This is a genomic window from Aquiflexum gelatinilyticum (assembly GCF_024741135.1).
GTDB classification, from domain to species: Bacteria; Bacteroidota; Bacteroidia; order Cytophagales; family Cyclobacteriaceae; genus Cognataquiflexum; species Cognataquiflexum gelatinilyticum.
Genome location: NZ_JANSUY010000001.1, coordinates 211,753 through 235,772, shown reverse-complemented (window position 1 = coordinate 235,772; position 24,020 = coordinate 211,753). Strand labels below are relative to the sequence as shown.

Genomic DNA, 24,020 nt, shown 5'->3' with positions numbered 1-24,020 from the left:
CATCAACCCTTCAACATAGTCACATTCCTTTTCAGGTATTTGGCAAGTACATCCGAAAAACGCTGTGCTTCCCAGATTTCCAAGTCCATCGTTGCATCACCAAAAATCCTGATTTCCAGATTTTCCTGATCAAGTTCACAATGTACTTTTTCCACCCATTGATTTTTGGTTTTGTCCAAGGCCACAGCAATCCTTAAAATCCCAACCAATCCTTTGAGCAAAGTCCTTTCTTTGGATTCAAGTTGACCGAAAATTTCATGTTTCTTCTTTGGCCCTGACTTTCTGTGGTAGCGCGCCATGAGTGCCAACATGATCCGTTCTTCATTGTTGAATCCCCTAAGCCGACCGTTTAGGATCAGGTAAGCAGCATGTTTATGGTAATCCTGAAAATTGACAAATAAGCCCACATCAAAAATCAGGCAGGCATTCTGAAGCAACTCCCTTGCGTCCGAATCCATTTGATGGATTTCTTTGAGTTGGTCAAAAAGCTGCAAGGCCAGCATGCTGACATGTTTTTTTTCTTCTATGTCAGTTTCATACCGCATCGCCATAAGCAGGCAGGAGCGTTCCCTGATATTTTTTCCCTCGACGAGGTCACTAAGTTTAAGTCCGTTTTTTTCAATGTAATCTATGATCAAACCTTCTCTAAGGGATGCATCAGATAAAGTAATCTCCTTGGCATCTGCCATTTTGAGCAGTTCCAAAAGCAACAAACCACCGAGGTGGATGGCATCCACCCTGTTTTCACTGATTCCCTTGACATCTGTACGTTTATCAGCGGGCAACTCCAGCAGTTTGTCCACGATTTTTTCCAGGTCTTTGACTTTGATTACTTCCGCATTGACAGAATTAATAATATTCACATCTTTCATTTCCAAAGCTGCCTCGCCCAAGGTCCTGATCGTACCTGATGTCCCGATGACTTTAGAAAATCCTATCAGAGAAGCCTCCTTCATGGTTTTGCCGGCAACTTCTTTGACATGCTCACGGAGGGTTTCCTGTTTGGATTTATTGAGCGGTCCCTGGTCCCCTACCCAATCCAACAATCTCAAAACCCCAAGTTTAAGGCTTTTTTTAAAAAACACTTCTTCCTTATTCCCAATGACCACTTCCGTACTTCCCCCTCCGATATCGATGACCATGGCATTTTGTTTTTTGAGGTCAATGGCTTTTCTGACTGCCAAAAAAATCAGCCTTGCTTCTTCTTTTCCGGAAATCATCTGGGGATTCAGACCCACATCCTGAATCAGCCTATCGAGAAATTCACGCCCGTTTTTGGCTTCCCGTGTAGCTGAGGTAGCTGCAGTAATGATGTGTTCGACACCATATTCATCGGCAAGTTGCACATATCTTGATATAGTTTCTATTCCTGCATCAAAAGCCCTTTGGCTCAACATTTTGTTGGCAAAAACTCCGACGCCCAATTTGACCATTTCCTTTTCCTGAACCAAAACTTCATAAGACTGTCCTGAGGTCACTTTGACGATGACCATGTGGATGGAGTTGGTACCGATGTCGATTGCTGCTAAGTTCATGGATGGTTATTGGGTTATTGGGTTATTTTTAAATATAAGGAAAAACAAAGGAGATTTCTTTTGAAATATCTTTAAAAAACCAAATTCAAACATTCCATTTTTCCCACAATGGAGATGCTTTATATAGGTATTTTCTTATAACTTTAAATAATCCACTGACTGAAATTATCCCGGTTTACGGGTTTCTTTTTTAGAATTAAAACACCAACATTTTATGAAAATCAAGTACAAATCATATTTCAAAGATCCGGATAAAGACATAGCTTATTTTGAAGATTGGGTCAAAAAATTGGAAAAAGAGAATAAGCGAAATTACCAAAGACATACGGTAAAAACATTTTTGGGGAATACCCATGTCTGGAGTCTCAATGCAGACAAAAAAGACCTTGAAACTTTGGTGATATTTCCCGGAGCACGGACAACGGCTTTGATTTGGGATTTTGACAAAGGATTGGATAATCTGAAAACGAAGCTCCGGATTTTTATGGTTGAGACCAATGGATTGCCCAATCTGAGCGATGGTGCCACACCTGACATCAAAACCTTGGATTATGGATTTTGGGCAAATGAAGTTTTGGCAGGCTTAGAAATTGAAAAGGCATTTGTTGCAGGCGCTTCTTTTGGAGGATTGATCTGTATGAAGCTCGCTATCACCAATCCGGAAAAAATCAAAGCAGCATTCCTTCTCAATCCCGGTTGCTTGCAACCATTTTCACTGACTTTTTCAAACCTATATTACAGCCTTCTCCCCATCCTCAGCACCAATGCCAAAAATGTTCTGAAGTTTTTGGACAAGGCTGTTTTCTCCAAACCAAATCACAAGCTTTCCCCATTCTCTGAACAAATGTTGGTGGATTATGAGGTTTTTGCCATCAGCCGGTATAAGGACAATACCCAAAAACCGTATTACATGGACACCGAACTTGCCAAAGTGAAAACGGAGACCTACCTCCTACTCGGGGACAAGGATTTACTTTTCCCATTTGAAAAGTCCAAGGAAAATGCCCAAAAGCACCTCAGCAACCTCAAAGAGATTAAAATTTTTCAACAAGTGGGACACGGGATTGAGACTTTTGAAAAGGCAATGAATTATATTGGTGTAATAATTGCATCTAGCCAAAAATAAATTCACACCAACCTTTTTTATCATGTCTCAAAACCAAATATCCTTCCTCCTTGGCTTTCTTGTTTTGGCGGTTGTAGGCTGTCAATCTCCAAGCTCTCAAGAAAGTACCCAAATTGACAGCGTCCTAACGGAAATCGTAATCCCCGAAGAAATCTACGATCCGGATCCGACTGACACCATTCCGGGAAATCTTTATGGTATCAACAGCAGCGCAAAAGAAACCGCTGAATTGGTCAGGAAGGCAGTTCAATCCTTGTTCAAAGATGATCTGGACAAGGAAATCATCGACGAATACAGCAGGAAGTTTATCTTCTTTGAATATGACCTCAATGAAGATGGCAACAAAGAAATCATGGTGGGATTTACCGGACCGTACTTTTGCGGTTCAGGTGGCTGTACCCAGATGATTTTGGACCGTGAAGGCAATGTCATCACACAATTCACAGTTTCAGATTACCCTGTTGTAATCGACAATACGAAGTCAAATGGCTGGAAAGACCTTTTCATTTTGTCAGGAGGAAAATATAGGATTGTGAAATTTGACGGGAAAACCTATCCCGCCAACCCGTCTATGCAGCCCGAGCTGAAACTTCTCCCCGGAGACGGATTGCCAAGGGCTTTGGATTTTGTCAATGAACCTTATCCTTGGTTTAAATTTTAAGGTATTTGCTTTTCCCTTTTTCCAGATAAAACTCAAAATATGAACGAATCTATATCCCCCATCATATCAGCTTCTGATTTACAAACCTTATCAGCTTCGTCAGCATTTGTGCTGATTGACGCCCGATTTGGCAAAGAAAACTACGACAAATCCCATCTCAAAGGCGCTTTGCATGTGGATCTGAACAGACAACTGTCTGATATCAAGGCGGATTTTGCAGATGGTGGAAGACATCCTTTGCCTGATGCAGCGAGATTCTCCCTACTTTTGGAGTCGCTTGGCATCAGCCCTGACTCTCATGTAGTCGTCTATGATGACAAAAACGGAGCAAATGCAGCTGCTAGGTTTTGGTGGATGATGAAGGCTGTAGGCCACGAAAAAATCCAGGTTTTGGATGGAGGAATGGATGCAGCGATCCAAGCTGGATTTCCGATAAATACAGAGTTGGAAAAAACCCCTATAAAGGGAATTTACAAAGTGGATCAATGGAAATTGCGCATTTCAGACATCTCAGAAATCGACAAAGTATCCAAAGACAAAAACTACCTGATCATCGATGTGCGTGAAAATGAAAGGTACCGGGGAGAAAAAGAGCCCATCGACTTGGTAGCAGGTCACATTCCTGGTGCGGTAAATATCCCCTTTGCCTCCAATCTTGACCCTAAAGGATTGTTTCTTTCTCCTACAGAACTCAAAGCGAAATATGAGAAAGCTTTGGAAGGAAAATCTGCCGAAAACGTCATCGTGCATTGCGGTTCAGGTGTCACGGCCTGCCACACACTGTTGGCTTTGGCGCATGCAGGAATGGATATTCCCAAACTGTATGTGGGTTCTTGGAGTGAATGGTCAAGGAACGGCAGAGAAATAGCGACAGAATTAGGATAAACTTTGAATTTTTAAACTTCTTTGAACCCATGAAACCAGCCGCCAAAGACACCGACGCTTATATTTCGGAATTTCCGGAGGACATTCAGGAAAAGCTCCATCTCATCCGAAAGACGATCCAACAAGCCGCTCCCGAAGCCGTAGAATGCATCAATTATGGCATTCCGACTTTTAAGATTCATGGCAATCTTGTCCATTTTGCGGCATACAAAACCCACTTTGGCTTCTATCCCGGCGCTTCGGGAATAGCCGAATTCAAGAAGGAACTTGAGTCATACAACACCTCCAAAGGAACTGTTCAGTTTCCGTTGGACAAACCCCTTCCTTTGGAACTGATCTCAGACATTGTGATTTTTCGTTTGGATGAAAATATCAGGAATGCCAAACCAACTAGGAAGAAAAAATGAATTTTTGGCCGGTCATAAAAACCATTTATGTTTAGTATCAAATGAATTGTGATTAATTATCAGGTTTTCAGCCTATTTGGGAAAACAACCCATGAAAATCGGCGTAAGGATTGGCGTGATGTAATCGAAGAATTCGTCCGAAAATCTAACCAAACCAAAAATGAAAACCTTATTCAAATTCCTTCCCATCCTCCTTGGCTTCTTTGTTCTCACTTCCTGCGGCAACCTCGAAAAGAATGTAGAAGACAAACTCAACAGCATTACTGACAAGGCGTTGAAGCTCGATTCGATTGTAAACAAGGAACTTGACAAAATCAATTCTCTTGATTCGATCATCAATTTGGAAACAGAAAAGGTCAAAGTCCTTGATTCCCTTGTCAACAAATCAAGTTCGAAGGTAGATTCCATCGTCAATGGGAAAATCGAAAAGATCAATAAGATTTTAAATTAGCCTGCTCAAAGGGATCTAAGGAGAAAAATTAGGTCGATGAAACAAGAAATTCATCTGCCTTTTTTGAATAATATTTTTAAATTCCACAATCGAAATTTTTAAACACCAAAACCATGCTCACAGAAATCAATCCCAAACTTCCCATGCGGAACAAAGCCATCACAAAGGATTATTACATCAACAAATTGGGCTTCAGTCAATATGGAAATGCCGATTATGATGGCTACCTGATGGTGCAAAAGGACAAGATTCAGCTTCATTTTTTTGAATTTAAGGAACTTGACACTAAGGAAAACTATGGTCAGGTCTACATCAGGACTGATGATATCGATGGATTTTATCAGTCCCTGTTAGACAAAAAAATTCCCATCCATCCAAACGGGCCATTACAGGAGAAACCTTGGGGGATGAAGGAATTTTCACTCCTTGATCCTGACCATAATTTACTGACTTTTGGGCAAGAAATAATACTCTAATTAATTTAACCAAAATCATAACTAACCGTTTTTAAGAAAAATCAAAATTTATGAAAAATTTAATATTATCACCCGTAATATTCCTCTTATTCTTTTTTTCAGGATTTTCGCAAAGCGTCAATCCACTCCCAAACAATCCACAAAATAAACCATACTCTTTTTATGAATTAAAACCATACAGTTTGGGAGACTCTACCTTTCAATTTAAATCATGGAATGATTCTCTGAATCAGAAAAAAATTTTATTGCCAAATGGTGAATTACAGATTACAGAAATTCCAGGTTTAAATTTAAATGACATCTTACCGATGAATAACATGCCCGTTTTTGTACCAAAAGGAAATTATCCTATGCAGGTTTATGTACCTGATTCTACGGTGAATTATACATTAAAGATAAAGAAATACTAGCATCGAAAATTTCTTTATTATTTACAGCCTACAGAAAATTATTTTTTTTCCTTTTCTTCATTTATTCCATTGTCTTCTAAAATATTTAAAAACCAAAACGTTTTATATTTTTTAAATATGGAGACGATGATTAGTAAATTCAAACAAATAAAAGTCCTTCATCTTTTTGCAATTATTATAAGGTATTTGTTGGGAGGATCTTTTGTTCATGCAAGCATTTTCAAAATCCGGGGAATCAGATTTACGCCCGAATCGGGAGAAAATTCACCAATTGATACTTTGCCCTACTTTTTTGAAGCCATGTTTCAGGCTGGAAATTATTGGCAGTTTCTCGGTTGGGGGCAATTGATCGCAGGATTTCTGTTGATGTCTCAGGTTTTCAGCACTTTGGGAGCAGTCGCTTTTTTCCCCATCATGCTGAATATTTTTGTCATCACCATTTCCTTTGAATCCACCGGCATTCTCATTATTACTTCCCTGATGCTTCTTGGCAATATCTATTTGCTCCTTTGGGATTGGGACAAATTGAAGTTTATTGTTTTGCCTCGACCAGGTAATTATATACCTGTTCCACAAGAATTTTCAGATAAAAAGACATGGATTTATCTAGGCTTCGTTTTATGCGGATTGATTATTATTTCCCGGATTTTATAAATCGACCACTGTTTCCAAGTAATTAAATTCTTTGAAACCGAATTAACCTACCATTCAAAAATATAATTGCATGACATTTTCAAAAAAATCATGCAAATTGACAAAGAACCTTCCTTTATCCATTTTCATGCGGTTGATCCTCTTTATCCTTTTCTCCTTTCCGGTTTTACTACAGGCTCAAACCGAATGCACTTTGGAAAGCCGTCAGAGGCTAGATTCTGCTCTGAACATGCTTTCACAGCAGGACCATTCCCAAAAGTCGATGAATGACCTGACCATCGAAATCGGCACTTGGTTTTTGAATACACCCTATGTGGAGAAAACTTTGGAACTACCTGGCGAGGAAAAACTGGTAGTGAACTTGATGGGTTTGGATTGTACCACGTATTTGGAAACTGTGGTCTCATTGGCAAGGACAGCCAAGGCAGGGGAATTTACTTTTGAATCTTACACCCAAGAACTGGAAAAAATAAGGTACCGGCATGGGGTCAATGACGGGTATTCTTCCCGTTTGCATTATTTCTCAGACTGGATTTATCAGAATGAAGAGAAAGGGATTTTGAAGGATATCAGCAAAGAAATCGGTGGAAGTGTCTACGAAAACAATCCATCCTTCATGACTTCCAACCCAAAATTCTATCCACAGCTTTCCAATCCGGATTATATCAATCAACTCAAAGAAACCGAATCTGAAATAAAAACAAGGTCCTATTACTTTTTGCCGAAGACCGAAATTAGAACTCACGAAAACAAAATCAAATCGGGAGACTTCATTGCCATTACCACTTCGATGACCAATTTGGACATTGTCCATGTGGGATTTGCCATCGAAAAAGAAGGTCGGATCCATTTGCTCCATGCGAGTTCGGGATCCAAAAAAGTAGAGATTTCGGAAAAGCCCTTGAGTGACTACCTTATGGCCAATAAATCCCAATCCGGGATTATGGTGAGCCGATTGGTGGCCCTTGCAAATTGAGCAGAATTGATCTTATGTTTAGAAAGACGCTATTTTTCTTCCTGACCTCCCTCCTATTTCTGAATAGTATTTTTTGTTTTGGAGAATCGAAATACGATTTTCAAAATGATTCAATTACAGATTCAAAATTAAACGAGCTTAAAATCAACGTTCAGCATGTCATTTCCCAACACCAAAACCTCAAGGTCGGAATAGCTTTACTAAATGAAGAAGGAAATGTTTGGCTTGAGGTTTTAGGCAACTCAGATCAAGAAATTGCTGAAAAGGATACTGAAAATACAATGTTCCGGATTGCATCTTTATCCAAAATGTTTGTTGCGCTTTCGATTCTCAAGCTTCAGGAAGAAGGAAAATTAACCTTGGAAGATGAAGTGAAAATTATTGTCCCTGAAGTAAAGTTTGAAAATCAATGGGAAGAAGAACATCCCGTAAGGATTATACACCTGCTAGAACATACTACAGGATGGGATGAAATTCACTTGGTAGAAATGGTTCACAATCAGCATCCTCCCATTTCATTGAAAGATGCTTTGGAGTTTCATCCACACTCGAGGACTTCAAGATGGGTTCCCGGTACGAGGATGGCCTATTGCAATTCAGGGTATGCGGTTGCGGCATATATTGTCGAAAAGGTAACCGGCTTAAAATATGAAGATTATGTAAGGGAATCGATTTTTAAACCGCTTATGATGAACCATTCTACTTTTTTCAATGATCAAATATATCAAAAGTGGGGAGCGGAAATATTTAATTGGGAAATGAAGGAAATCGCTTTCAAAAATGAGCTTTTCCGGCCATCCTCTGCCCTCAATACATCTATTGCTGATATTTCTCAAATCCTACGCTTATTGCTAAACCGGGGAATCGTTGACAGTCTGCAATTTTTAAAAAGTGAATCTATAGATCAAATGGAAATTCCTTACAATAGTCCCGGATCAAATATCGGATTAGAATTGGGTTACGGCTTGGGAAACCAAACTTCTATCTACAACAACTTTACCTACCACGGTCATAGTGGTGCAATGGATGGAGGACTTTCGGAATTGGGTTACTTGCCTGAAGAAAAAATTGGACATGTAATATTGATGAACGCCAACAATGGCGCTGCCATGCAGGAAATATCCACCCTTATCCAGAATTTTGAAACTGCCGATCTCCCTTTAAGACCAGACAAAAAGGAAAAATATCAAGGTGAAATTCATATTGAAGGTGGCTATTATTTGGCTATCAATCCTAGAAATCAAGACCGGTTTTATCAAGATCTAATTTTCAATATTGAAAAAGTGGAAGTTTTTGAAGACAATCTGACCATGACTTGGATCCTGCCAAGTAGCAAATCAACTTACTATCCTGTTTCCCCAACTGAATACACTTATGGGAATAGCGGAAAGATTGGTTTGGTTCAGAATTCCGATCCTTTGGAAGGTAAAGTGCTATATACAGAAAGGTTTGTTTTTAAGCCCATATCAGGATTTAGGGTCTTTGGGCAAATTTCTATTTTGGTTATATGGGTTGTTTTGATGATTTTGGAAGCATTTATAGCTGTCTTAAGCATGATACTTTTCCTTAGAAATAGGGCTAAATATGCTAATCTCTTGAAAATATCAATCCTGCCAACTTGTACTAGCCTAACCATATTCCTTATGTTTTTTATTCCCAGAATGAATATTGAAGGCGCAGATTTACTTTTTTCCACGCCAAGTTATTTGTCAATTTGTGTACTGCTTTGCTCCATCCTTTTTGTAGTGGGATCACTGACTTCTGCGATTGTTATAATTCTTTCAAAAAGATTACCCCACAGCAAGTTGATAACTTGGCCGATCATTGCGCTCACTTTCTTTCATATGTTGGTTACGATTTTTCTGATTTCACAGAAAGTTATCCCCATGATTACGTGGAGTTGATTATTCACAAAATAATTCAAGGAAATTCTCAAAACCCGGTTGAGGGATATTGATTTTGAGAAAAAGAATTTCTTCATCCTGACTCGTCATAGAAAAAAAATATAAATAGCCTAAGACCCGGTCCAATTGATTAAATTTAGGAATTATGTTAGCCAAATGAATCCATGAAAAGCCAATCCATAGTCTTTCTTTTAGTAATAATTTTTATTGTTTCCTGTTCCAAACCGCAGCGAGCGGACATCGATTTTGAACAATGGGGCAAGTATTGGTTTCAGGGAAAGGCGGAAATCAGCACTTTTGACCTGACACAATACCGGTATGGAGAAGCCAGGGAAGGCGAGGCGGTATTGATCTTTGTAACGGAGGATTTTTCGAGAAAAAAGCAAGTCAAGTTGGATGATCCGGAAGCTAGCTCTTCAGACAAAATTTCTGTCCTGAAAATGAACCAAACGAGGGATTTTGTGACGGGTATCTATCCTTACCACATGATGATGTCGGCTTTTACCCCTACCAAAGAGCAAAGTCAGGGTTTGAAATTTACAGCTTCCTCCCAAGAATGGTGTGGGCATACCTTCACCCAACTCAATCTCAAAAGTACTGACAGCTACAACGGCAAGATTTTTTCTTACTTCGAAAAAGAAGGAGACGATACGTTTTCATTTAATGGCATGGCCGAAGATGACCTTTGGAACCTGATCCGCATCGATCCGAAGCAAATCCCGACAGGAAGTGTGCAGATGCTGCCTTCACTTTTTCACCAAAGATTCACCCATCAGGAATTCAAAACAGAGGAGGCATTTATCCGGGTTTTGGACCTCAGTACCGGTAGAAGTCAAATGGAAGTGGCGTACGCTTCAGGCAGCAGGGTTTTGAAAATTGACTTCGAAAAGGAATTTCCCTATGAGATTATGGGGTGGGAAGAAATCCAAACCAAATCCGACGGTACCAAAGAAATCACCAAAGCCACCCGCAAAGGCCTGAAAATCGTAGACTATTGGACCAAAAACAAAGTCGGGGATGAGTTTTTGAGAAAAGAATTGAATCTGAAAAATTAAAGCCCTTCTCAAATAAATCTTAAAAAGGAATTTTGTCAATTCATTTTAAGCCTCATTATTTTTTTCGAAATAGCTTTTGGGAAAATCCAAGGTTCGGATGGGGAAAGGAATATTGATGTTGTTTTTGTCAAATGCTGCTTTGATGGCGATGATTGCCTTGGATTTTGCAATGGCTACCTGTAAGGCAGATTTGCTTTCCACCCAAAACCTTGTTTCAAAATTAATAGAGCTTTCCCCAAATTCTTTATAGATAAAAATCACTTCTTCTTCTGAATTAAACTCTTTGAAAGCCTGAGAAACAGTTTGCTTGACGAGCTTTTTTACAAATTCAAGATCAGAAGAATATGCGATACCACAATCCACTATGATCCTGGTTTTTGGGGTAGTCGAAAAATTCCGGATAGGATTTTCCAAAACAAGTTTATTCGGAAGATAGACAAGGTTATTGTCCCGCTGCTTGATGGTTACTGTCCTGAGATTGATATCGACGACCTCCCCTTCGTAGTCATTGCTTTGAATCCAATCTCCAAACTTGATCTGGTCGATATATGAAAGTATGATTCCCGAGTAGGTATTGGAAATCGCACCCTGCAAAGCCAATCCAATGGCTAGACCTGCAACTCCCGCACCTGCCAAAATGGTATTCAAAGTTTTACTCAAATCCAAAATTCCAAGAATCAAAAACATGCCGAAGAAAACCACAAGGACCGACACTAATTTTGATATCAGGTGCTTCATCGACGCTTGAAGGCTACTATTCTTGAGTAATTTGAGCACAATTCTGCTCAGGTATTTTGATAAGAAGAGCACTATCAAAAAAACCAATATAGCGATGATGATATTCGGCAAACTCACGATGAGGCTATTCATCCAAGAGGCCAGCCGGTCCATCATTTTTTTCAAAGCATTAGCGAATCTAAAGTCCATTATAACCGATTTTGGTGAATGACAATTGAAGCAAAATCAACGATTTCTATCTCAAGAAACCAAATTAAGTAAGGGTGCCTATTTGGTTTTATACCAAAGGCAAATCAAAATATCCCTCATTGAGTAAAAATCAAGAAATACGAGGGCGTATTAAGTAAACCCAAAACCAACCTCAAAATGTTTAGAATGGGCTAAAAAAATGATTTGATTCATGAAGGACACAGAGAAAAATACAGGCTATGAACACTTACTTTTCAAACCAATCCCATAAAACCTTTGAAATCCTTTTTTGCAAAACCTGAGCCTCGTTGTCATCTTCCCATCTTTGGTCTTCGTTGTTTTTGGTGGCGAAATAGAAGACATAATCGCCTTTTGGGGCATTGACCATCACGAGTTCTGAACGGGAGGCATTGACCATTCCCTGTTTGGAAGCAGTCTGGACTTGGGCAGGGATTGCTGATAGCGCATATTCATCGTAATAAATATTCCCCATCAACCTGTACATGCGGTCCGAAACTGAGGGACTGATGACTTCACCTTTGCGGATTTTGACTAAAAGTTGGGCCATTTCCCGGGGAGTAGTTTGTCCCCAACCGTATTTTTTCCAGTCCTCTTCCCTACCGGGAGTTCTGGAATTGACGCGAGTATGTTGGAGACCGAGGCTTTCCATGATTTCATTGATCCGCTCTCCACCGCTCGCCAATGCCTGACACCAAAGCGAGGTGGTATTGTCACTGTAGGTAATCATCAGCGACATCAGGACGCTCAGTTCGGTTTCGGTGCTGTCTTTGAAATATTGCATCAGTCCCGAACCGCCGTATTTGATCGAATCCCTGTAAATCATCTTCTGATGATATGCCAATTCTCCCTTTTCGATTTTGTCCATCACACCTACCAAAATCGGAACTTTGACAATACTTGCTGTGGGAAAAATCGTATCGGCTTTGATTGCCGCCTCTTCACCCGTTTTCAGATGTAAGACATAAATGCCAACATCCCCCCGAAAACCTGCCGTTTCCTTTTCCAAAACCTGCTGCAGGGATTGTTTTTGAGCGAAAGTGAAAGGAGATAGAAAAAGAAAAACCGCAAGAAAATAAAGGAGACGCATAGAATTTGGTTATTTTGATAGGGAATTTATCCTTGCTATTCCATAAATCCAAATCAACTTTTCCCCATGGCCTCAACAACCACATATACAAGCCGAGCTTTTTACCATCCTGATATTTGGGTTTTTTTGATAGCCATTCCTTTTATCAGTGCCTTCAATTATTACCTCACTTATTCCAATATTCAGTTCAACAGCTTCTTACTTACCAGATTTACAATTGATACCCTACAAGGCTATGTTGCTTGGCTATTGGTCAGGTGGAATATTTTCTCCTTGGATCAAAAGATACCCTACAAGCCCGATTTTTTAAGAAGGATTGTCATTCAAATAATCACCACAATGATTGTTGGGTTGGGGTTTTTGGCTTTGAGTACGGAATTGCTGAGTATATTGATCAAGGGTGAAACTGCCCCGATCCACTTTTACACCAAGGATCTGGTGATTATAAGCATCTGGTTTTTTGTGATCAATGGTTTTTATGTGGGGATGTTTTTTTACAGGCAATGGGAAAGTGCCGAAACAGAAAAACAAAGCCTCAAACCTGAAATGGAAGGTTTTCCGGTGCGGACCGGCAACCAACTTCTATTGGTCAAATTTTCTGAAATCGACCTTTTCTTGGTGGAGGAGGATTATGTCCAACTGATTTCCTCTTCGGGAAAGAATTACCTTTTGGACCTTTCTTTGGACAAAATAGAGCAGAAGCTTTCTCCAATTGATTTTTTCAGAGTCAACAGGCAGTTCATTGTCAGCCGACAAATCGTGACCGGATTTAAGCGGCTGGAAAATGGGAAATTGCTTGTCCAGGTAAAATGCGACATCAAATCACCGCAAGAACTCACGGTCAGCCGCACCAAAGCGCCTGCATTTAAGAGTTGGTTTTTACCGCAGGGTTGACAGTTCAGGGTAAAATCCCCTACATCTCAGCAATTGGAATCAGGATTTTTTCAATTGACCGGCCAGTCAGTGATAGTTTTGGGAAAAATCCAACAGATATGAAAACTCGATTTTTACTGCCTTGCCTCTTTCTGTTTTTGATCATCCAAAATGGAAATGCACAGGACAACAAAGCCATAGACTATCGGAATTTCCCGATTGTAGTCACCCTTCAGTTCCAGGCTTTTGCCATGCCCTTCAAGGATCTGAAGTCTAATTTCAAAAATGTCGGGATCGGAATCGGAACAGAAGTCAGTCACAATTCATACCATAATTGGGTTCAGAAGTTTGACATCACTTGGTTTAGAAACAAAGCCATGGGAAATGGACTGCTGTTTTCTACACAGGTGGCTTGGCGGCCATATTTGGTTTCCAATTCATACTCAGAAATCAAAGCTGGGATCGGATACCACATTGCCTTCCGTCCGACAGAATCATTTATCCAAAAAGACGGGGCATGGAAATCGGTCCAAAAACAAGGAAAGGGCATGTTAGCCATTCCAATAGGTGTTTCTTTGGGCTATCACGATTACCAATCCGAAACATTTGTATCCCCATTTGTCGGATACCAAGTGATGTTTTTGAAAAACTACAACAAAAGCATTCCTGTCGTTCCCATGACTTTTGTCCAAATGGGCACCAGAATCCATCCTTTTTATCCAGACCTTACCCAAAATTAAGCCATGAAAAATTATAGCTATCTCCTGATTTTCATTTGGGCAATCCTGATCACATCCCCCACTTTCGCGCAGGATTTAAATGTTGTCCAATGCAATGATTCCAAGCCTGTTCCTACCCACCCAAAAACCATTGCTTTGCAGCAAGCAATGGACGACCTGACGGCTGTTGGAATTCCGGGGGTTGTAGCAGCGATTTATGAGGAAGGAAACCTTTGGACACTATCAAGTGGCTTGGCAAAAATCGAAAGACAGGTTCCCATCCAGCCTTGCCATTTGGTTTATACCCAAAGCATCGCAAAATCCTATATGGCCGTGGTCATCATGCAACTTACGGAGGAAGGAAAGATCGACCTACACGGGAAAATTTCAGATTACTTGCCAAAAGATATTTTGGCCATGCTACCCCATGCAGACCGCATCACTGTCAAAATGTTGCTCAACCATACCTCAGGACTTCGCGAATATAATTATGATCCGACATATGTCACCAGGCTTCTTCAGAATCCGGAAAGGATTTTTCAGCCCGAAGAATACATCCAATATATCGCAGGAAAGGAATTGGATTTTGAACCCGGCAGCAGGTATTCCTACCGCAATATCAATTATGTATTGTTGGCTTTGATTGCTGACCAAATTACAGGGGATCATGGGAAATATATGGAGGAGCATATTTTTGAGAAATTGGGACTGAAAAGCACCTATTACAAAATCAGACAAGGAGATTCTTATGAAGATAGGCTGGTCAATGGGTATTGGGATAGGCACAGTAATGGAATTGTTGAAAATGCTTCTGTGCTACAAAATACCAACGTCGCGTCAATGGTTGGAGATGACGGAATCATCACCACAGCCGAAGAAGCCATCCTTTATCTCAAAGGATTGATGGAAGGAAAACTGGTTTCAAATGAAAGCCTGACCCTAATGAAAGAATGGGTTTTGGATAAAAACGGAGATCCGCAATATGGCTTGGGATTGGATTACACCACTTTCCTCCGAGAACCAGCTATCGGGCATAGTGGCGGCGGATTGGGATCAGGCAGCCAACTTTATTATTTCCCGGAAAAAGAGATTTATATGTTTTTCGGGATCAACCTCGGAACAGTTACAGACAGTCCGATCCATCAGGATGCAGAAAAGATTGTGGAGGAGATTTATGGGGTGGTGTTGGGGAGGTGAGGGTGGTTATGGTTAATGGTTATTGGATTTTTGGTTGTAGTGGTTGTAATTGTTGTAATTGTTGTCTGCTACGCGTTGTCAGGTTGTCGGGTTGGTGAGCCGTCATTCTGAACCGGAGCTTGCGGAGGTGAAGAATCTCATTTGCAAGTGGAGAAATGATCCAGGTCTGAAGGTTTGAACAAAAAGAACTAAAAGAAAAAGTCCAAGTCTTAAGACTTGGACTAATTGATTTAATGGGTTATTTGGTTTTTGGTTATTTGTTTAACTGAAACTGTGTAATTGGGAACCTGTAAACAGCTTTCTACAACTGAGACTGATTACTGACCACTGCCAACTGCTACTTAATCCTTTACTTCATCCTTCTCACCTCTCCCTTCATCCTTTCTAAAGAACTCCCTTCGTACTTGGCAATTGGTTCAGGGCGGATGTGTCTTTTGCGACAGCCATTTTGATGGCGCGGGCAAGGCCTTTGAAGATCGCCTCGATCTTGTGGTGCTCGTTTGTACCTTCAGCTTTGATGTTCAGGTTGCACTTGGCAGTGTCGCTAAAGGATTTGAAGAAATGGAAAAACATCTCCGTCGGCATGTCTCCGATTTTTTCCCTTTTGAATTCCGCATCCCAAACCATCCATGGCCGGCCTCCAAAATCTATTGCCACCTGCGCCAACACATCGTCCATCGGCAACAGGAAACCATAGCGGTAAATGCCTTTTTTGTCTCCCAAAGCTTTCAGGTATGCTTCACCCAAAGCCAAAGCGGTATCTTCAATGGTGTGGTGCTCATCGATATGCAAGTCGCCTTTGACTTCGATTAGCAGGTCTGTTCCACCATGTCGGCCCAATTGCTCGAGCATGTGGTCAAAAAATGGCAACCCGGTATAGATTTCACATTTCCCTGATCCGTCAAGATTGACCCGGATATGGATTTCTGTTTCGGATGTTTTGCGGAAAACCTCACCGATCCTTGCAGGCATCCTTAGGAATCTGTAAATCTCATCCCAACTTTTGGAACAGAATGTTGCTTTATCATCAGGATCTCCGATGTAAATGGACTTTGCTCCCATGTTTTTGGCCAATTGGATATCTGTCTTTCTGTCCCCGATCACATAGGAATTTGCCAAATCATAGGAGCCATCAAAATATTCTGTGAGCATTCCGATTCCCGGTTTGCGGGTAGGGAGATTCTCATGTTCAAAGGATTTGTCGATGTGGACTTTGGCGAATTTCACCCCCTCATTTTCCAAAGTGAGCATCATCTTGTCATGTGCTGGCCAAAAGTTTTCTTCCGGAAAAGAAGCTGTCCCCATGCCATCCTGATTCGTAACCATGACCAATTCATAATCACATTCCTCAGCGATTTTTCTCAGGTTGGATATTACCCTAGGTAAAAACTCCAAATCCTCTAAACTGTCGATCTGAAAATCCGTCTGCGGCTCGACGATGATGGTGCCGTCCCGGTCGATAAAAAGTGCTTTTTTCATGGTTATCAAATAAATGTTATTGGTTATTAGGTTATTGGACTAGTTCAAAGATTGTCCTGCGAGTTTTTTGAATGAATTTAGAAAAGCTTCATTTTCCTCCCTTGTGCCTACAGTAATCCTCAGACAATCTTCACACAAAATCACTTTGGAGCGGTCGCGGACAATGATTTTGCTGGACACCAAGTCATCATACATTTTCTTGGCATCGGGAACTTTCACCAATAGGAAATTGGCGTGGGAAGGATAGATTTTCTTCACAAAAGGCAAACCTTCCAAATCTTTTTGAAGATGTTCTCTTTCCTCCAAAATAGTTTTCACCACTTTACTTATCGCATCTGCTTTCTCAAGAGACGCAAGTACCTTTTCCTGTGTCAGTCCGGAGATATTATAAGGAGGTTTGATCAAGTTTAAAATCCGGATAATTTCTTCTGAAGCAAAAGCCATCCCGATCCGGAGATTGGCAAGTCCCCAAGCTTTAGAGAATGTCTGCATCACAAGAAGGTTGGGATAATTTGCCAATTCGGTCGTAAAACTTTCCTCATCGCTAAAGTCGATATAAGCTTCATCTACCACAACCAATCCTTCAAAGCCTACCAGAATCTCACGGATGGCTTCCCTTTTCATCTTGTTGCCACTCGGGTTATTGGGGGAACAGACAAAAATAATCTTGGTGTTTTCATCTGTTGCTGCAAGGATTTCTTTTGGTCTGATTTGAAAGTCTTCAGTAAGATTTACCTTTTTGATGGCAATGTCATTGATCGAGGCTGAGACCTCATACATCCCATAAGTAGGAGGAAGCAAAATGATATTGTCTATTCCCGGCCTGCAAAAGGCGCGCATCAACAGGTCAATGGCTTCGTCGCTACCATTTCCAAGGAAAATCTGCTTGGGAGAAACCCCTTTGATCACGGCCAATTTGGATTTGATTTCCTGTTGGTAAGGATCAGGATATCGGTTGAAAGCCTCCCCTGTCAGCGATCCATATGGGTTTTCATTGGCGTCAAGAAACACGCCGTCATGACCCGAATATTCATCCCTTGCAGAAGAATAGGGTTTGATGTTTCGGATATGGGGGCGTAATATTTTCTGAATATCAAAAGCCATTACTTTTTCTCTTTTAAATATTTGAGGCGGATACTAACGGCATTCTTGTGGGCATCAAGGAGTTCGTTCGCAGCCATGATTTCCACGGTGGGTCCAAGCTTCTTGATTCCTTTTTCGGTAATCTTTTGGTACGTGATTTTTTTGACAAAACTATCCAAAGATACTCCGCTGTAGTTTTTGGCATAGCCATAGGTAGGCAAAGTATGGTTGGTACCGGATGCATAATCACCTGCCGACTCAGGTGTGAAGTTTCCAATAAATATCGAACCAGCATTGACAATCTGGGAAACAACAAAATCCTCGTTTTCAACACAGATGATTAAATGCTCTGGTGCATAGTCGTTGATCAGCTCGATGGCATTTTCTTCTTTACCCATGATCACAGCTACTGAGTTGTCCAAAGCACGCTTGGCAATGTCTTTTCGTGGCAGATTTTCCAATTGTTCTTCCATTTCTTTGAGCACTTTTTTGGTTACTTTTTCGGAGCTCGCCACCAATATCACTTGAGAATCCACGCCATGTTCTGCTTGTGAAAGTAAATCCGCAGCGACAAAGGAAGGAATTGCAGAGCTGTCGGCATATACCAACACCTCAGAAGGTCCAGCCGGCATGTCGATGGCGACTCCTTTTTTGGTGGCCAATTGCTTTGCGGCTGTGACATATTGATTGCCTGGTCCAAAAATCTTATCCACTTTGGGAACGGATTCTGTACCGAAAGTCATTGCGGCAATGGCTTGCGCCCCACCTGCTTTGACGATTTTGTCAATTCCGATTAGGTCTGCTGTGAATAATATAGCAGGATGGATATTCCCTTCTTTGTCCGGTGGGGTACAGATAACGATTTCTTCGCAACCTGCAAGATTCGCGGGGATACCCAGCATCAACACTGTTGAAAACAGCGGTGCCGTTCCGCCGGGAATATACAGCCCCACCCTTTGGATCGGCACAGATTTTCGCATGCAGGTCACCCCTTCCATTACTTCCATGACGAGGTCAGGCTGAGCCTGGGCAGCATGGAATTTTTCGATATTTTCTTTTGCCACCAAAATGGCTTCCTTTAGTTTTGGATCTATTTGCTCCCGTGCTTTTAGCACTTCTTCGTTGCTGACCAGTAAAGTTTTAATGGTGACATGGTCATACTCCAAAGCAAATTTTTTCAAAGCCTTATCCCCCATTCTGCTGACTTTGCGCATGATCGGCTTGACAATTTTGTCAATGGCTTTGGTCTTTTGAATTGGCCTCTGCAAGGCCTTGGTCCATTCAGACCTGGTGGGGTTGTATATGGTTTTCATGGAAAATGATTCAAATGGTTGTAATTGTTGTAGTGGTTGTCTGCTTCGCGTTGTCAGGTTGTCAAGTTGTCGAGTCCGTCACCCTGAGGCACGAAGGGTCCAATTTTTTATGGTTGTAATGGTTATAGTAGTTGTAATGGTTATCTGCTTCGCGTTATCAGGTTGTCAAGTTGTCGAAAGGTACTTCCAAAAGACTCACGGCATTACTTCTCCCATCTGGTCTCGCTCCTCTTTTTTCTAAAATCTCCAGTCTTGTGTCTAGCGTCTTGAATCTTGTGTCTTCTTTAAACAACCATCTTTTCAATCGGTACAACCAAAATCCCCTCGGCACCTGCTGCACGGAGGCCTTCGATGTTTTCCCAAAACTGGTCTTCGCTCAATACCGAATGCACAGAGGACCAACCTTCTTCTGCCAATGGCAGAATTGTTGGACTTCTCATTCCTGGAATCAGGGCGATGATTTTGTCCAAAGAAGCGTTAGGGGCATTTAGAAGAACGTATTTGTTGCTTTTCCCTTTTTGGACAGCATTCATCCTAAAGAGCAATTTGTCCACGATTGCTAATTTTTCTTCAGAAAGAGATTTATTACCGATCAGGACGGCTTCGGATTTGAAGATTTCCTCCACTTCTTTGAGTCCGTTCATCATCAGCGTCGAACCCGAACTCACAATATCACAGATGCCTTGTGCCAAACCTATACTTGGTGCAATCTCTACAGAACCGCTGATTTCATGGATTTCGGCTGATATATTTTGGGATTTGAGGTAGTCACCAAGAATCTTTGGGTAGGAAGTAGCAATGCTTTTTCCATCAAAATAACTTACCCCTTCATATTCTTCCCCTTTGGGAATTGCGAGAGAAAGACGGCACTTGGAAAAACCCAATTTCTTGAGAACAAGTACATCCTTGTCTTTTTCAACCAATTCATTTTCCCCCACAATACCAAGGTCCGCTACGCCGTCAGCGACATAACCAGGGATATCATCATCTCTCAAAAAGAGAAATTCAATCGGGAAATTGGTAGAAGTAGACTTGAGTTTGCCTGTACCGTTATAGAATTTGATGCCACATTCCTTGATGAGGCTAAGAGAATCTTCACTTAATCTGCCGCTTTTTTGTACGGCTATTCGGATAATTGAATTCATGGGTGCAATATACGTTTAGTATCAAAATGCCAATAAGAATTTTGGATGATAGGGCTGTAAAGATATACCAACAGCCGTCCGCGGGCGATATGTCAAAAATTTCCTCCTTAGGAGGAATGATGCAAATGATGCACCCCACAGAGGATTGTGGGAATAGAAAAAGAAACGCTATAGAAAGTCTTTCTGCTCATTGCGGAGGCAAAGTTAATACAGGCTTTTTAACTAGCAAGAAGGCGGGATTGTTTTTTTGAATGAGTAACGATGACCAAAAAATTCCGGTAGGTTCATTCTCCTCACTTACCTTGAAAATCAGCCATTTATCCAAATTTGATAGTTTTCTTGGGCAATAATGGTGTGATTATGTATTTGAAAGGTGGATGCAAATAAATTTCTGAATGCAAGAAACAAAAGCCGAGAAGCGAGAAAAGTCGCAGTAAGCAGTTTTCAGTGAGCAGAACCACAGAACTTGACAACCTGACAACGCGAAGCAGATAACCTTTCAACCAATTCCAACCCAACATACACCATGAAAAAAAACCTATTGACCGCTGTGATCTTTGCAGGATTGATCCTCTGCACACTTACTCCTTCCTTTGCCCAATACGATAGGGTAGCTATGGACAGGGAATATATCATTTCCTTGACATCACGTTGGACAGGAGAGCGGCTGCCGGATGGAAGACCTTTTGTTTCCGATGAATTATTGGAAAGGCTTAAAAGCGTGGTTTTGACCCACGCTTGGGGAGGATTGCGCAGCCATAAGTTCAATAATCAGTACCAAGGTGATTGGATGATGATCAATCCCGACAAAAACACCATCATGACAGGAAGGGCAGTGACTGCACAATATATGCCTCAGCGTCCTGATTTTGGGGATCTGATCCGGGAAGTGGGTTTGGCAGAGGGACATGGCGAAAAAGCCCAATCCAATGTTTGGCCGATCGAAATGCTGAAAGACGGTGATGTCTATGTGGCTGACGGATTTGCCAAAGTCGAGCAAGGGACACTTATCGGAGACCGATTGGCCAATTCGATTTATGCCAAGACGAAGCGTGGTGTCGTATTTTATGGAACAGTAAGAAATATCCAAGAGATCAAAAAGGTGGAAGGATTTAATGGTTGGATTCTGGGTGATCATCCTTCTTCCCTTGCTGAAGTCATGTTAACCTCCATCAATGCCCCGATCAGAATCGGGGATGTGACTGTTTTGCCGGGTGACGTGGTATTTGCAAGCCCTTACGGCACACTTTTCTTTCCGGCCTACCTTGTAGCCGAGATTGTCCTCAATGCCGAAATCAGCAACCTGCGCCATACTTATGGCATTATGCGCAACAAGGCCGGAGATTGGACAACAGGTCAGATCGACAGCAATTATTCAGAACAGATGAACAAAGAGTTTTATGATTACCTCAGAAACCTTCCTGACAACAAATTGCCTATGCCAAGGGCTGAATTGAATGCATTTTTGGAAGCAAGAAAAGATCGGAATATCGGAGGATAAAATTTTGATTAAATGGAAGTTTGTGAGTACACAAACTTGGGCAAGAAGAAAAAAAAAATAAGGATTGGAGATGGGGAATCCCCACCTCTAATCCTTCACCCACTTAACCACAAACTACTTAAATTACCTCTGTACAATCGGAGCTCTCACAGATTCCAATAATTCTCCCACAGGACCAACCACATCAGCAGAGGTGATTCCTGCCTGCGCAGCACCTTCTACTACTGCCTGTATAAACAAATCATAATCGGCATTGTTGATTTTTCCTGTCATCCTGCCATTTCTTGCAGGATCGTGCGCTGCTGACATACTCAAACCTGAGTACATGAAATTCTTTGAACCGGTTGCCTCTGCAAGAAATTCCGAGAAATCCATCACCAACATATTCAATCCGGTAGTTTGACCTGCACCGACTTCGGTCAGCAATACTGTAAAATAAGGTTGCAAAGCATCATATTTTCCACCTTCATTGGTGGCAATGGTAGTCACGGTATTGATGACGACTGTTCTCAGATTGAGAAAACCCTGCTCCACCGTTTGACCGGAATTAAGCGGATCGGCTACTTTCATTTCTCCACCCAGCTTGGTTGCATAAAAAGAAGTGTCGGGCGGCTCGGGCATTTCATCCTCATCGCAAGAGGAAAATCCCAAGGCAAATACTGACATTGCGGCTAATAGCCATACTTTTGACTTTTTCATAGTTTTAATATTTGGTTTAGTTTTCAAATGATTTTTGAAAGAAGGTTCCGAGCTTGTATGTTAAGGAGGTTTTGTCAATAACAGGACAGCTTTGGGTTAACATATCTGCAGGTGGACGGTACAATTCAGCAGAAAGGGAAAAATTAAAGTTAATTTTATCCACCAGGTCTGAAGCTTGCCAAATTTTGTTATCATATAAGCATACCACATGACCGGAAGTAGCATTTATCCTAAAGTCTTTGATACCCCCAAGTTTTGAAAAATGAGTTTGAATACTGACTGCCTCCAAGGAATCAATACCTTGGGGAAAATCGATCCTGCTCAGGGCAATGCTTGGAATTCCACCTTCTTTTGGCCTGCTGACCTGATAAATGTGCACTGCCAAAACCAACACCAATAAAGCAAAGATCCCAATGACACCGATTATTAATTTTTTCCACATACTTTCTGAAAATTGATTTGTGGTGATATACGATGCGCTGTTTGGGATCGGATTTAGGGGATTGTCAATTTTTAAATAAAAATTTTCAGAGACAATAAAAAAAACCACTTTTCAAATTTTATTTAGTGTTATTATGAAATTTTCGTAATGTTTTGTTATTTTTAGTTTTAAATTAAAGAATCAATGCGCTCACTTATTACAATATTTCTCCTGATTTTCTGTGTTTCCTGTTTCGGCAGTTTCTCTGAAGGCGAAAGGTATTTTCATCAGGCTGATTATGAAAAAGCCATTTCGGAGTTCTCCAAGACACTTTTTCTCAATGTTACTGACGTCAAGTCCCTTCACCTCAGGGCAAGGTCGTATGAAGAATTGGAGGAATTTGACAAAGCGGTCGAAGATTACCAAACCATAATCCACTATGATCCTACTTATGCCCAAGCCTATGCAGGTATAGGGAAACTCTATTGGAAAAAGGAGGATTATAAAAACGCCCAAAAATTCCTGCTCCTTGCAGCAAAAGAGGATGGAAAAGATTATGAAATCCTGTTTTTGTTAGGAAGAGCAATGCTGATGAACAAAGACTATCAAAGTGCGGATGAATTTTTGCAGTTAGCCAAAGAACTTAATCCCACAGATTCCCGGGTTTATTTTTATCAAGGTATGGCAAGGTCTCAGATCGGGGATATTTTGGGGGCAGCAGGGTCGTTCAATATGTGCCTGAAATATGACCCCGAAAACATAACCGCCAAATATAACCGGGGCTTGATCCTTTTGCTAATTGGGAATCCCGAATGGGCTTTGGAGGATTTTGAAGATGTTTTGAAGGAAAATCCAAACCATATTGAAGCCTTGGCACGAAGAGGGAATGCAAAAATTGATATCGATGATCCTACAGGATGTAAAGATCTTCGGGAAGCGGCAGAAAAGGGAAGCCTTTATGCCAAAATGAACTTGGAGAGGTGTGAGTGATTGGGTTTTGGGTTAATGGTTAATT

General features: G+C 41.1%; 25 protein-coding genes. 16 read left to right on the top strand and 9 right to left on the bottom strand.

Annotated features, from left to right (window positions below; translation table 11 throughout):
* Positions 1–2: 2 nt before the first annotated feature.
* Complete coding sequence (locus tag NU887_RS00965) at positions 3–1,535, bottom strand: Ppx/GppA phosphatase family protein (RefSeq protein WP_258421479.1); 1,533 nt, start codon at positions 1,533–1,535, stop codon at positions 3–5.
* A gap of 214 nt (positions 1,536–1,749) precedes the next feature.
* On the opposite strand from NU887_RS00965, the gene NU887_RS00960 reads away from it, so the two are divergent.
* The 11 genes from NU887_RS00960 to NU887_RS00910 all read left to right on the top strand — a co-directional run bounded on the left by NU887_RS00960 (position 1,750) and on the right by NU887_RS00910 (position 10,540).
* The gene (locus NU887_RS00960) at positions 1,750–2,661 is read left to right on the top strand and encodes an alpha/beta hydrolase (RefSeq protein ID WP_258421478.1); all 912 of its coding nucleotides are present in this window, start codon (positions 1,750–1,752) and stop codon (positions 2,659–2,661) included.
* A 22-nt stretch (positions 2,662–2,683) separates the two neighbouring features.
* A complete protein-coding gene (locus NU887_RS00955; protein WP_258421477.1) occupies positions 2,684–3,322 on the top strand; it encodes a hypothetical protein in 639 nt (212 codons plus the stop codon).
* A 39-nt stretch (positions 3,323–3,361) separates the two neighbouring features.
* Complete coding sequence (locus tag NU887_RS00950; protein WP_258421476.1) at positions 3,362–4,207, top strand: sulfurtransferase; 846 nt, start codon at positions 3,362–3,364, stop codon at positions 4,205–4,207.
* Between the two features lie 29 nt (positions 4,208–4,236).
* Positions 4,237–4,614: an iron chaperone gene (locus NU887_RS00945; RefSeq protein ID WP_258421475.1), complete on the top strand. Its 378-nt coding sequence runs from the start codon at positions 4,237–4,239 to the stop codon at positions 4,612–4,614.
* 160 nt (positions 4,615–4,774) lie between these two features.
* The gene (locus tag NU887_RS00940) at positions 4,775–5,065 is read left to right on the top strand and encodes a hypothetical protein (protein WP_113925405.1); all 291 of its coding nucleotides are present in this window, start codon (positions 4,775–4,777) and stop codon (positions 5,063–5,065) included.
* Positions 5,066–5,178: 113 nt separating this feature from the next.
* Entirely contained in the window at positions 5,179–5,541 is a 363-nt protein-coding gene (locus tag NU887_RS00935) for a bleomycin resistance protein (protein ID WP_258421474.1), read from the top strand.
* A 50-nt stretch (positions 5,542–5,591) separates the two neighbouring features.
* Positions 5,592–5,951, top strand: coding sequence for a hypothetical protein (locus NU887_RS00930; RefSeq protein ID WP_258421473.1), 360 nt, complete (start codon positions 5,592–5,594; stop codon positions 5,949–5,951).
* Positions 5,952–6,068: 117 nt separating this feature from the next.
* Positions 6,069–6,605, top strand: a complete 537-nt coding sequence (locus NU887_RS00925) for a hypothetical protein (protein WP_258421472.1) — start codon at positions 6,069–6,071, stop codon at positions 6,603–6,605.
* Between the two features lie 97 nt (positions 6,606–6,702).
* Entirely contained in the window at positions 6,703–7,581 is an 879-nt protein-coding gene (locus NU887_RS00920) for a DUF1460 domain-containing protein (RefSeq protein ID WP_258421471.1), read from the top strand.
* Positions 7,582–7,595: 14 nt separating this feature from the next.
* A complete protein-coding gene (locus NU887_RS00915) occupies positions 7,596–9,485 on the top strand; it encodes a serine hydrolase domain-containing protein (RefSeq protein WP_258421470.1) in 1,890 nt (629 codons plus the stop codon).
* A 164-nt stretch (positions 9,486–9,649) separates the two neighbouring features.
* Complete coding sequence (locus tag NU887_RS00910) at positions 9,650–10,540, top strand: hypothetical protein (RefSeq protein WP_258421469.1); 891 nt, start codon at positions 9,650–9,652, stop codon at positions 10,538–10,540.
* Between the two features lie 45 nt (positions 10,541–10,585).
* Here NU887_RS00910 and NU887_RS00905 read toward each other — a convergent pair whose 3' ends face one another.
* Together NU887_RS00905 and NU887_RS00900 are read right to left on the bottom strand one after the other, a co-directional pair.
* Complete coding sequence (locus NU887_RS00905) at positions 10,586–11,467, bottom strand: mechanosensitive ion channel family protein (protein ID WP_258421468.1); 882 nt, start codon at positions 11,465–11,467, stop codon at positions 10,586–10,588.
* A gap of 247 nt (positions 11,468–11,714) precedes the next feature.
* On the bottom strand, positions 11,715–12,575 hold the full coding sequence (locus tag NU887_RS00900) for a serine hydrolase (RefSeq protein ID WP_258421467.1): 861 nt from the start codon (positions 12,573–12,575) through the stop codon (positions 11,715–11,717).
* A 66-nt stretch (positions 12,576–12,641) separates the two neighbouring features.
* Here NU887_RS00900 and NU887_RS00895 point away from each other — a divergent pair, with 66 nt between their 5' ends.
* The 3 genes from NU887_RS00895 to NU887_RS00885 all read left to right on the top strand — a co-directional run bounded on the left by NU887_RS00895 (position 12,642) and on the right by NU887_RS00885 (position 15,364).
* On the top strand, positions 12,642–13,469 hold the full coding sequence (locus NU887_RS00895; RefSeq protein WP_258421466.1) for a LytR/AlgR family response regulator transcription factor: 828 nt from the start codon (positions 12,642–12,644) through the stop codon (positions 13,467–13,469).
* A 98-nt stretch (positions 13,470–13,567) separates the two neighbouring features.
* A complete protein-coding gene (locus tag NU887_RS00890; RefSeq protein ID WP_258421465.1) occupies positions 13,568–14,188 on the top strand; it encodes a hypothetical protein in 621 nt (206 codons plus the stop codon).
* 3 nt (positions 14,189–14,191) lie between these two features.
* Positions 14,192–15,364, top strand: a complete 1,173-nt coding sequence (locus NU887_RS00885) for a serine hydrolase domain-containing protein (RefSeq protein ID WP_258421464.1) — start codon at positions 14,192–14,194, stop codon at positions 15,362–15,364.
* 384 nt (positions 15,365–15,748) lie between these two features.
* Here the strand turns inward: NU887_RS00885 and hisB are convergent, their stop codons facing one another.
* The 4 genes from hisB to hisG all read right to left on the bottom strand — a co-directional run bounded on the left by hisB (position 15,749) and on the right by hisG (position 20,384).
* A complete protein-coding gene (gene hisB, locus NU887_RS00880) occupies positions 15,749–16,843 on the bottom strand; it encodes a bifunctional histidinol-phosphatase/imidazoleglycerol-phosphate dehydratase HisB (protein ID WP_258421463.1) in 1,095 nt (364 codons plus the stop codon).
* A gap of 39 nt (positions 16,844–16,882) precedes the next feature.
* Positions 16,883–17,947, bottom strand: a complete 1,065-nt coding sequence (gene hisC / locus NU887_RS00875) for a histidinol-phosphate transaminase (protein ID WP_258421462.1) — start codon at positions 17,945–17,947, stop codon at positions 16,883–16,885.
* Entirely contained in the window at positions 17,947–19,239 is a 1,293-nt protein-coding gene (gene hisD / locus NU887_RS00870; RefSeq protein WP_258421461.1) for a histidinol dehydrogenase, read from the bottom strand. Before hisD ends, hisC begins: the two co-directional genes overlap by 1 nt.
* Positions 19,240–19,523: 284 nt before the next feature.
* The gene (gene hisG, locus NU887_RS00865; RefSeq protein ID WP_258421460.1) at positions 19,524–20,384 is read right to left on the bottom strand and encodes an ATP phosphoribosyltransferase; all 861 of its coding nucleotides are present in this window, start codon (positions 20,382–20,384) and stop codon (positions 19,524–19,526) included.
* 526 nt (positions 20,385–20,910) lie between these two features.
* Here hisG and NU887_RS00860 point away from each other — a divergent pair.
* On the top strand, positions 20,911–21,885 hold the full coding sequence (locus tag NU887_RS00860; RefSeq protein ID WP_258421459.1) for an RraA family protein: 975 nt from the start codon (positions 20,911–20,913) through the stop codon (positions 21,883–21,885).
* 123 nt (positions 21,886–22,008) lie between these two features.
* On the opposite strand, the gene NU887_RS00855 is transcribed toward NU887_RS00860, so the two are convergent.
* Both NU887_RS00855 and NU887_RS00850 read right to left on the bottom strand, forming a co-directional pair.
* Positions 22,009–22,584, bottom strand: a complete 576-nt coding sequence (locus NU887_RS00855; protein WP_258421458.1) for a globin family protein — start codon at positions 22,582–22,584, stop codon at positions 22,009–22,011.
* A 16-nt stretch (positions 22,585–22,600) separates the two neighbouring features.
* A complete protein-coding gene (locus NU887_RS00850) occupies positions 22,601–23,026 on the bottom strand; it encodes a heavy-metal-associated domain-containing protein (RefSeq protein ID WP_258421457.1) in 426 nt (141 codons plus the stop codon).
* Between the two features lie 183 nt (positions 23,027–23,209).
* Here NU887_RS00850 and NU887_RS00845 point away from each other — a divergent pair, with 183 nt between their 5' ends.
* Entirely contained in the window at positions 23,210–23,995 is a 786-nt protein-coding gene (locus tag NU887_RS00845; RefSeq protein WP_258421456.1) for a tetratricopeptide repeat protein, read from the top strand.
* The last annotated feature ends 25 nt before the right edge of the window (positions 23,996–24,020 follow it).

Bases quoted from the DNA above. Each gene is read 5' to 3' on its own strand.
- NU887_RS00965 (WP_258421479.1), bottom strand. From the start codon at position 1,535: ATGAACTTAGCAGCAATCGACATCGGTACCAACTCCATCCACATGGTC.
- NU887_RS00960 (WP_258421478.1), top strand. From the start codon at position 1,750: ATGAAAATCAAGTACAAATCATATTTCAAAGATCCGGATAAAGACATA.
- NU887_RS00955 (WP_258421477.1), top strand. From the start codon at position 2,684: ATGTCTCAAAACCAAATATCCTTCCTCCTTGGCTTTCTTGTTTTGGCG.
- NU887_RS00950 (WP_258421476.1), top strand. From the start codon at position 3,362: ATGAACGAATCTATATCCCCCATCATATCAGCTTCTGATTTACAAACC.
- NU887_RS00945 (WP_258421475.1), top strand. From the start codon at position 4,237: ATGAAACCAGCCGCCAAAGACACCGACGCTTATATTTCGGAATTTCCG.
- NU887_RS00940 (WP_113925405.1), top strand. From the start codon at position 4,775: ATGAAAACCTTATTCAAATTCCTTCCCATCCTCCTTGGCTTCTTTGTT.
- NU887_RS00935 (WP_258421474.1), top strand. From the start codon at position 5,179: ATGCTCACAGAAATCAATCCCAAACTTCCCATGCGGAACAAAGCCATC.
- NU887_RS00930 (WP_258421473.1), top strand. From the start codon at position 5,592: ATGAAAAATTTAATATTATCACCCGTAATATTCCTCTTATTCTTTTTT.
- NU887_RS00925 (WP_258421472.1), top strand. From the start codon at position 6,069: ATGGAGACGATGATTAGTAAATTCAAACAAATAAAAGTCCTTCATCTT.
- NU887_RS00915 (WP_258421470.1), top strand. From the start codon at position 7,596: ATGTTTAGAAAGACGCTATTTTTCTTCCTGACCTCCCTCCTATTTCTG.
- NU887_RS00910 (WP_258421469.1), top strand. From the start codon at position 9,650: ATGAAAAGCCAATCCATAGTCTTTCTTTTAGTAATAATTTTTATTGTT.
- NU887_RS00905 (WP_258421468.1), bottom strand. From the start codon at position 11,467: ATGGACTTTAGATTCGCTAATGCTTTGAAAAAAATGATGGACCGGCTG.
- NU887_RS00900 (WP_258421467.1), bottom strand. From the start codon at position 12,575: ATGCGTCTCCTTTATTTTCTTGCGGTTTTTCTTTTTCTATCTCCTTTC.
- NU887_RS00895 (WP_258421466.1), top strand. From the start codon at position 12,642: ATGGCCTCAACAACCACATATACAAGCCGAGCTTTTTACCATCCTGAT.
- NU887_RS00890 (WP_258421465.1), top strand. From the start codon at position 13,568: ATGAAAACTCGATTTTTACTGCCTTGCCTCTTTCTGTTTTTGATCATC.
- NU887_RS00885 (WP_258421464.1), top strand. From the start codon at position 14,192: ATGAAAAATTATAGCTATCTCCTGATTTTCATTTGGGCAATCCTGATC.
- hisB (WP_258421463.1), bottom strand. From the start codon at position 16,843: ATGAAAAAAGCACTTTTTATCGACCGGGACGGCACCATCATCGTCGAG.
- hisC (WP_258421462.1), bottom strand. From the start codon at position 17,947: ATGGCTTTTGATATTCAGAAAATATTACGCCCCCATATCCGAAACATC.
- hisD (WP_258421461.1), bottom strand. From the start codon at position 19,239: ATGAAAACCATATACAACCCCACCAGGTCTGAATGGACCAAGGCCTTG.
- hisG (WP_258421460.1), bottom strand. From the start codon at position 20,384: ATGAATTCAATTATCCGAATAGCCGTACAAAAAAGCGGCAGATTAAGT.
- NU887_RS00860 (WP_258421459.1), top strand. From the start codon at position 20,911: ATGAAAAAAAACCTATTGACCGCTGTGATCTTTGCAGGATTGATCCTC.
- NU887_RS00855 (WP_258421458.1), bottom strand. From the start codon at position 22,584: ATGAAAAAGTCAAAAGTATGGCTATTAGCCGCAATGTCAGTATTTGCC.
- NU887_RS00850 (WP_258421457.1), bottom strand. From the start codon at position 23,026: ATGTGGAAAAAATTAATAATCGGTGTCATTGGGATCTTTGCTTTATTG.
- NU887_RS00845 (WP_258421456.1), top strand. From the start codon at position 23,210: ATGCGCTCACTTATTACAATATTTCTCCTGATTTTCTGTGTTTCCTGT.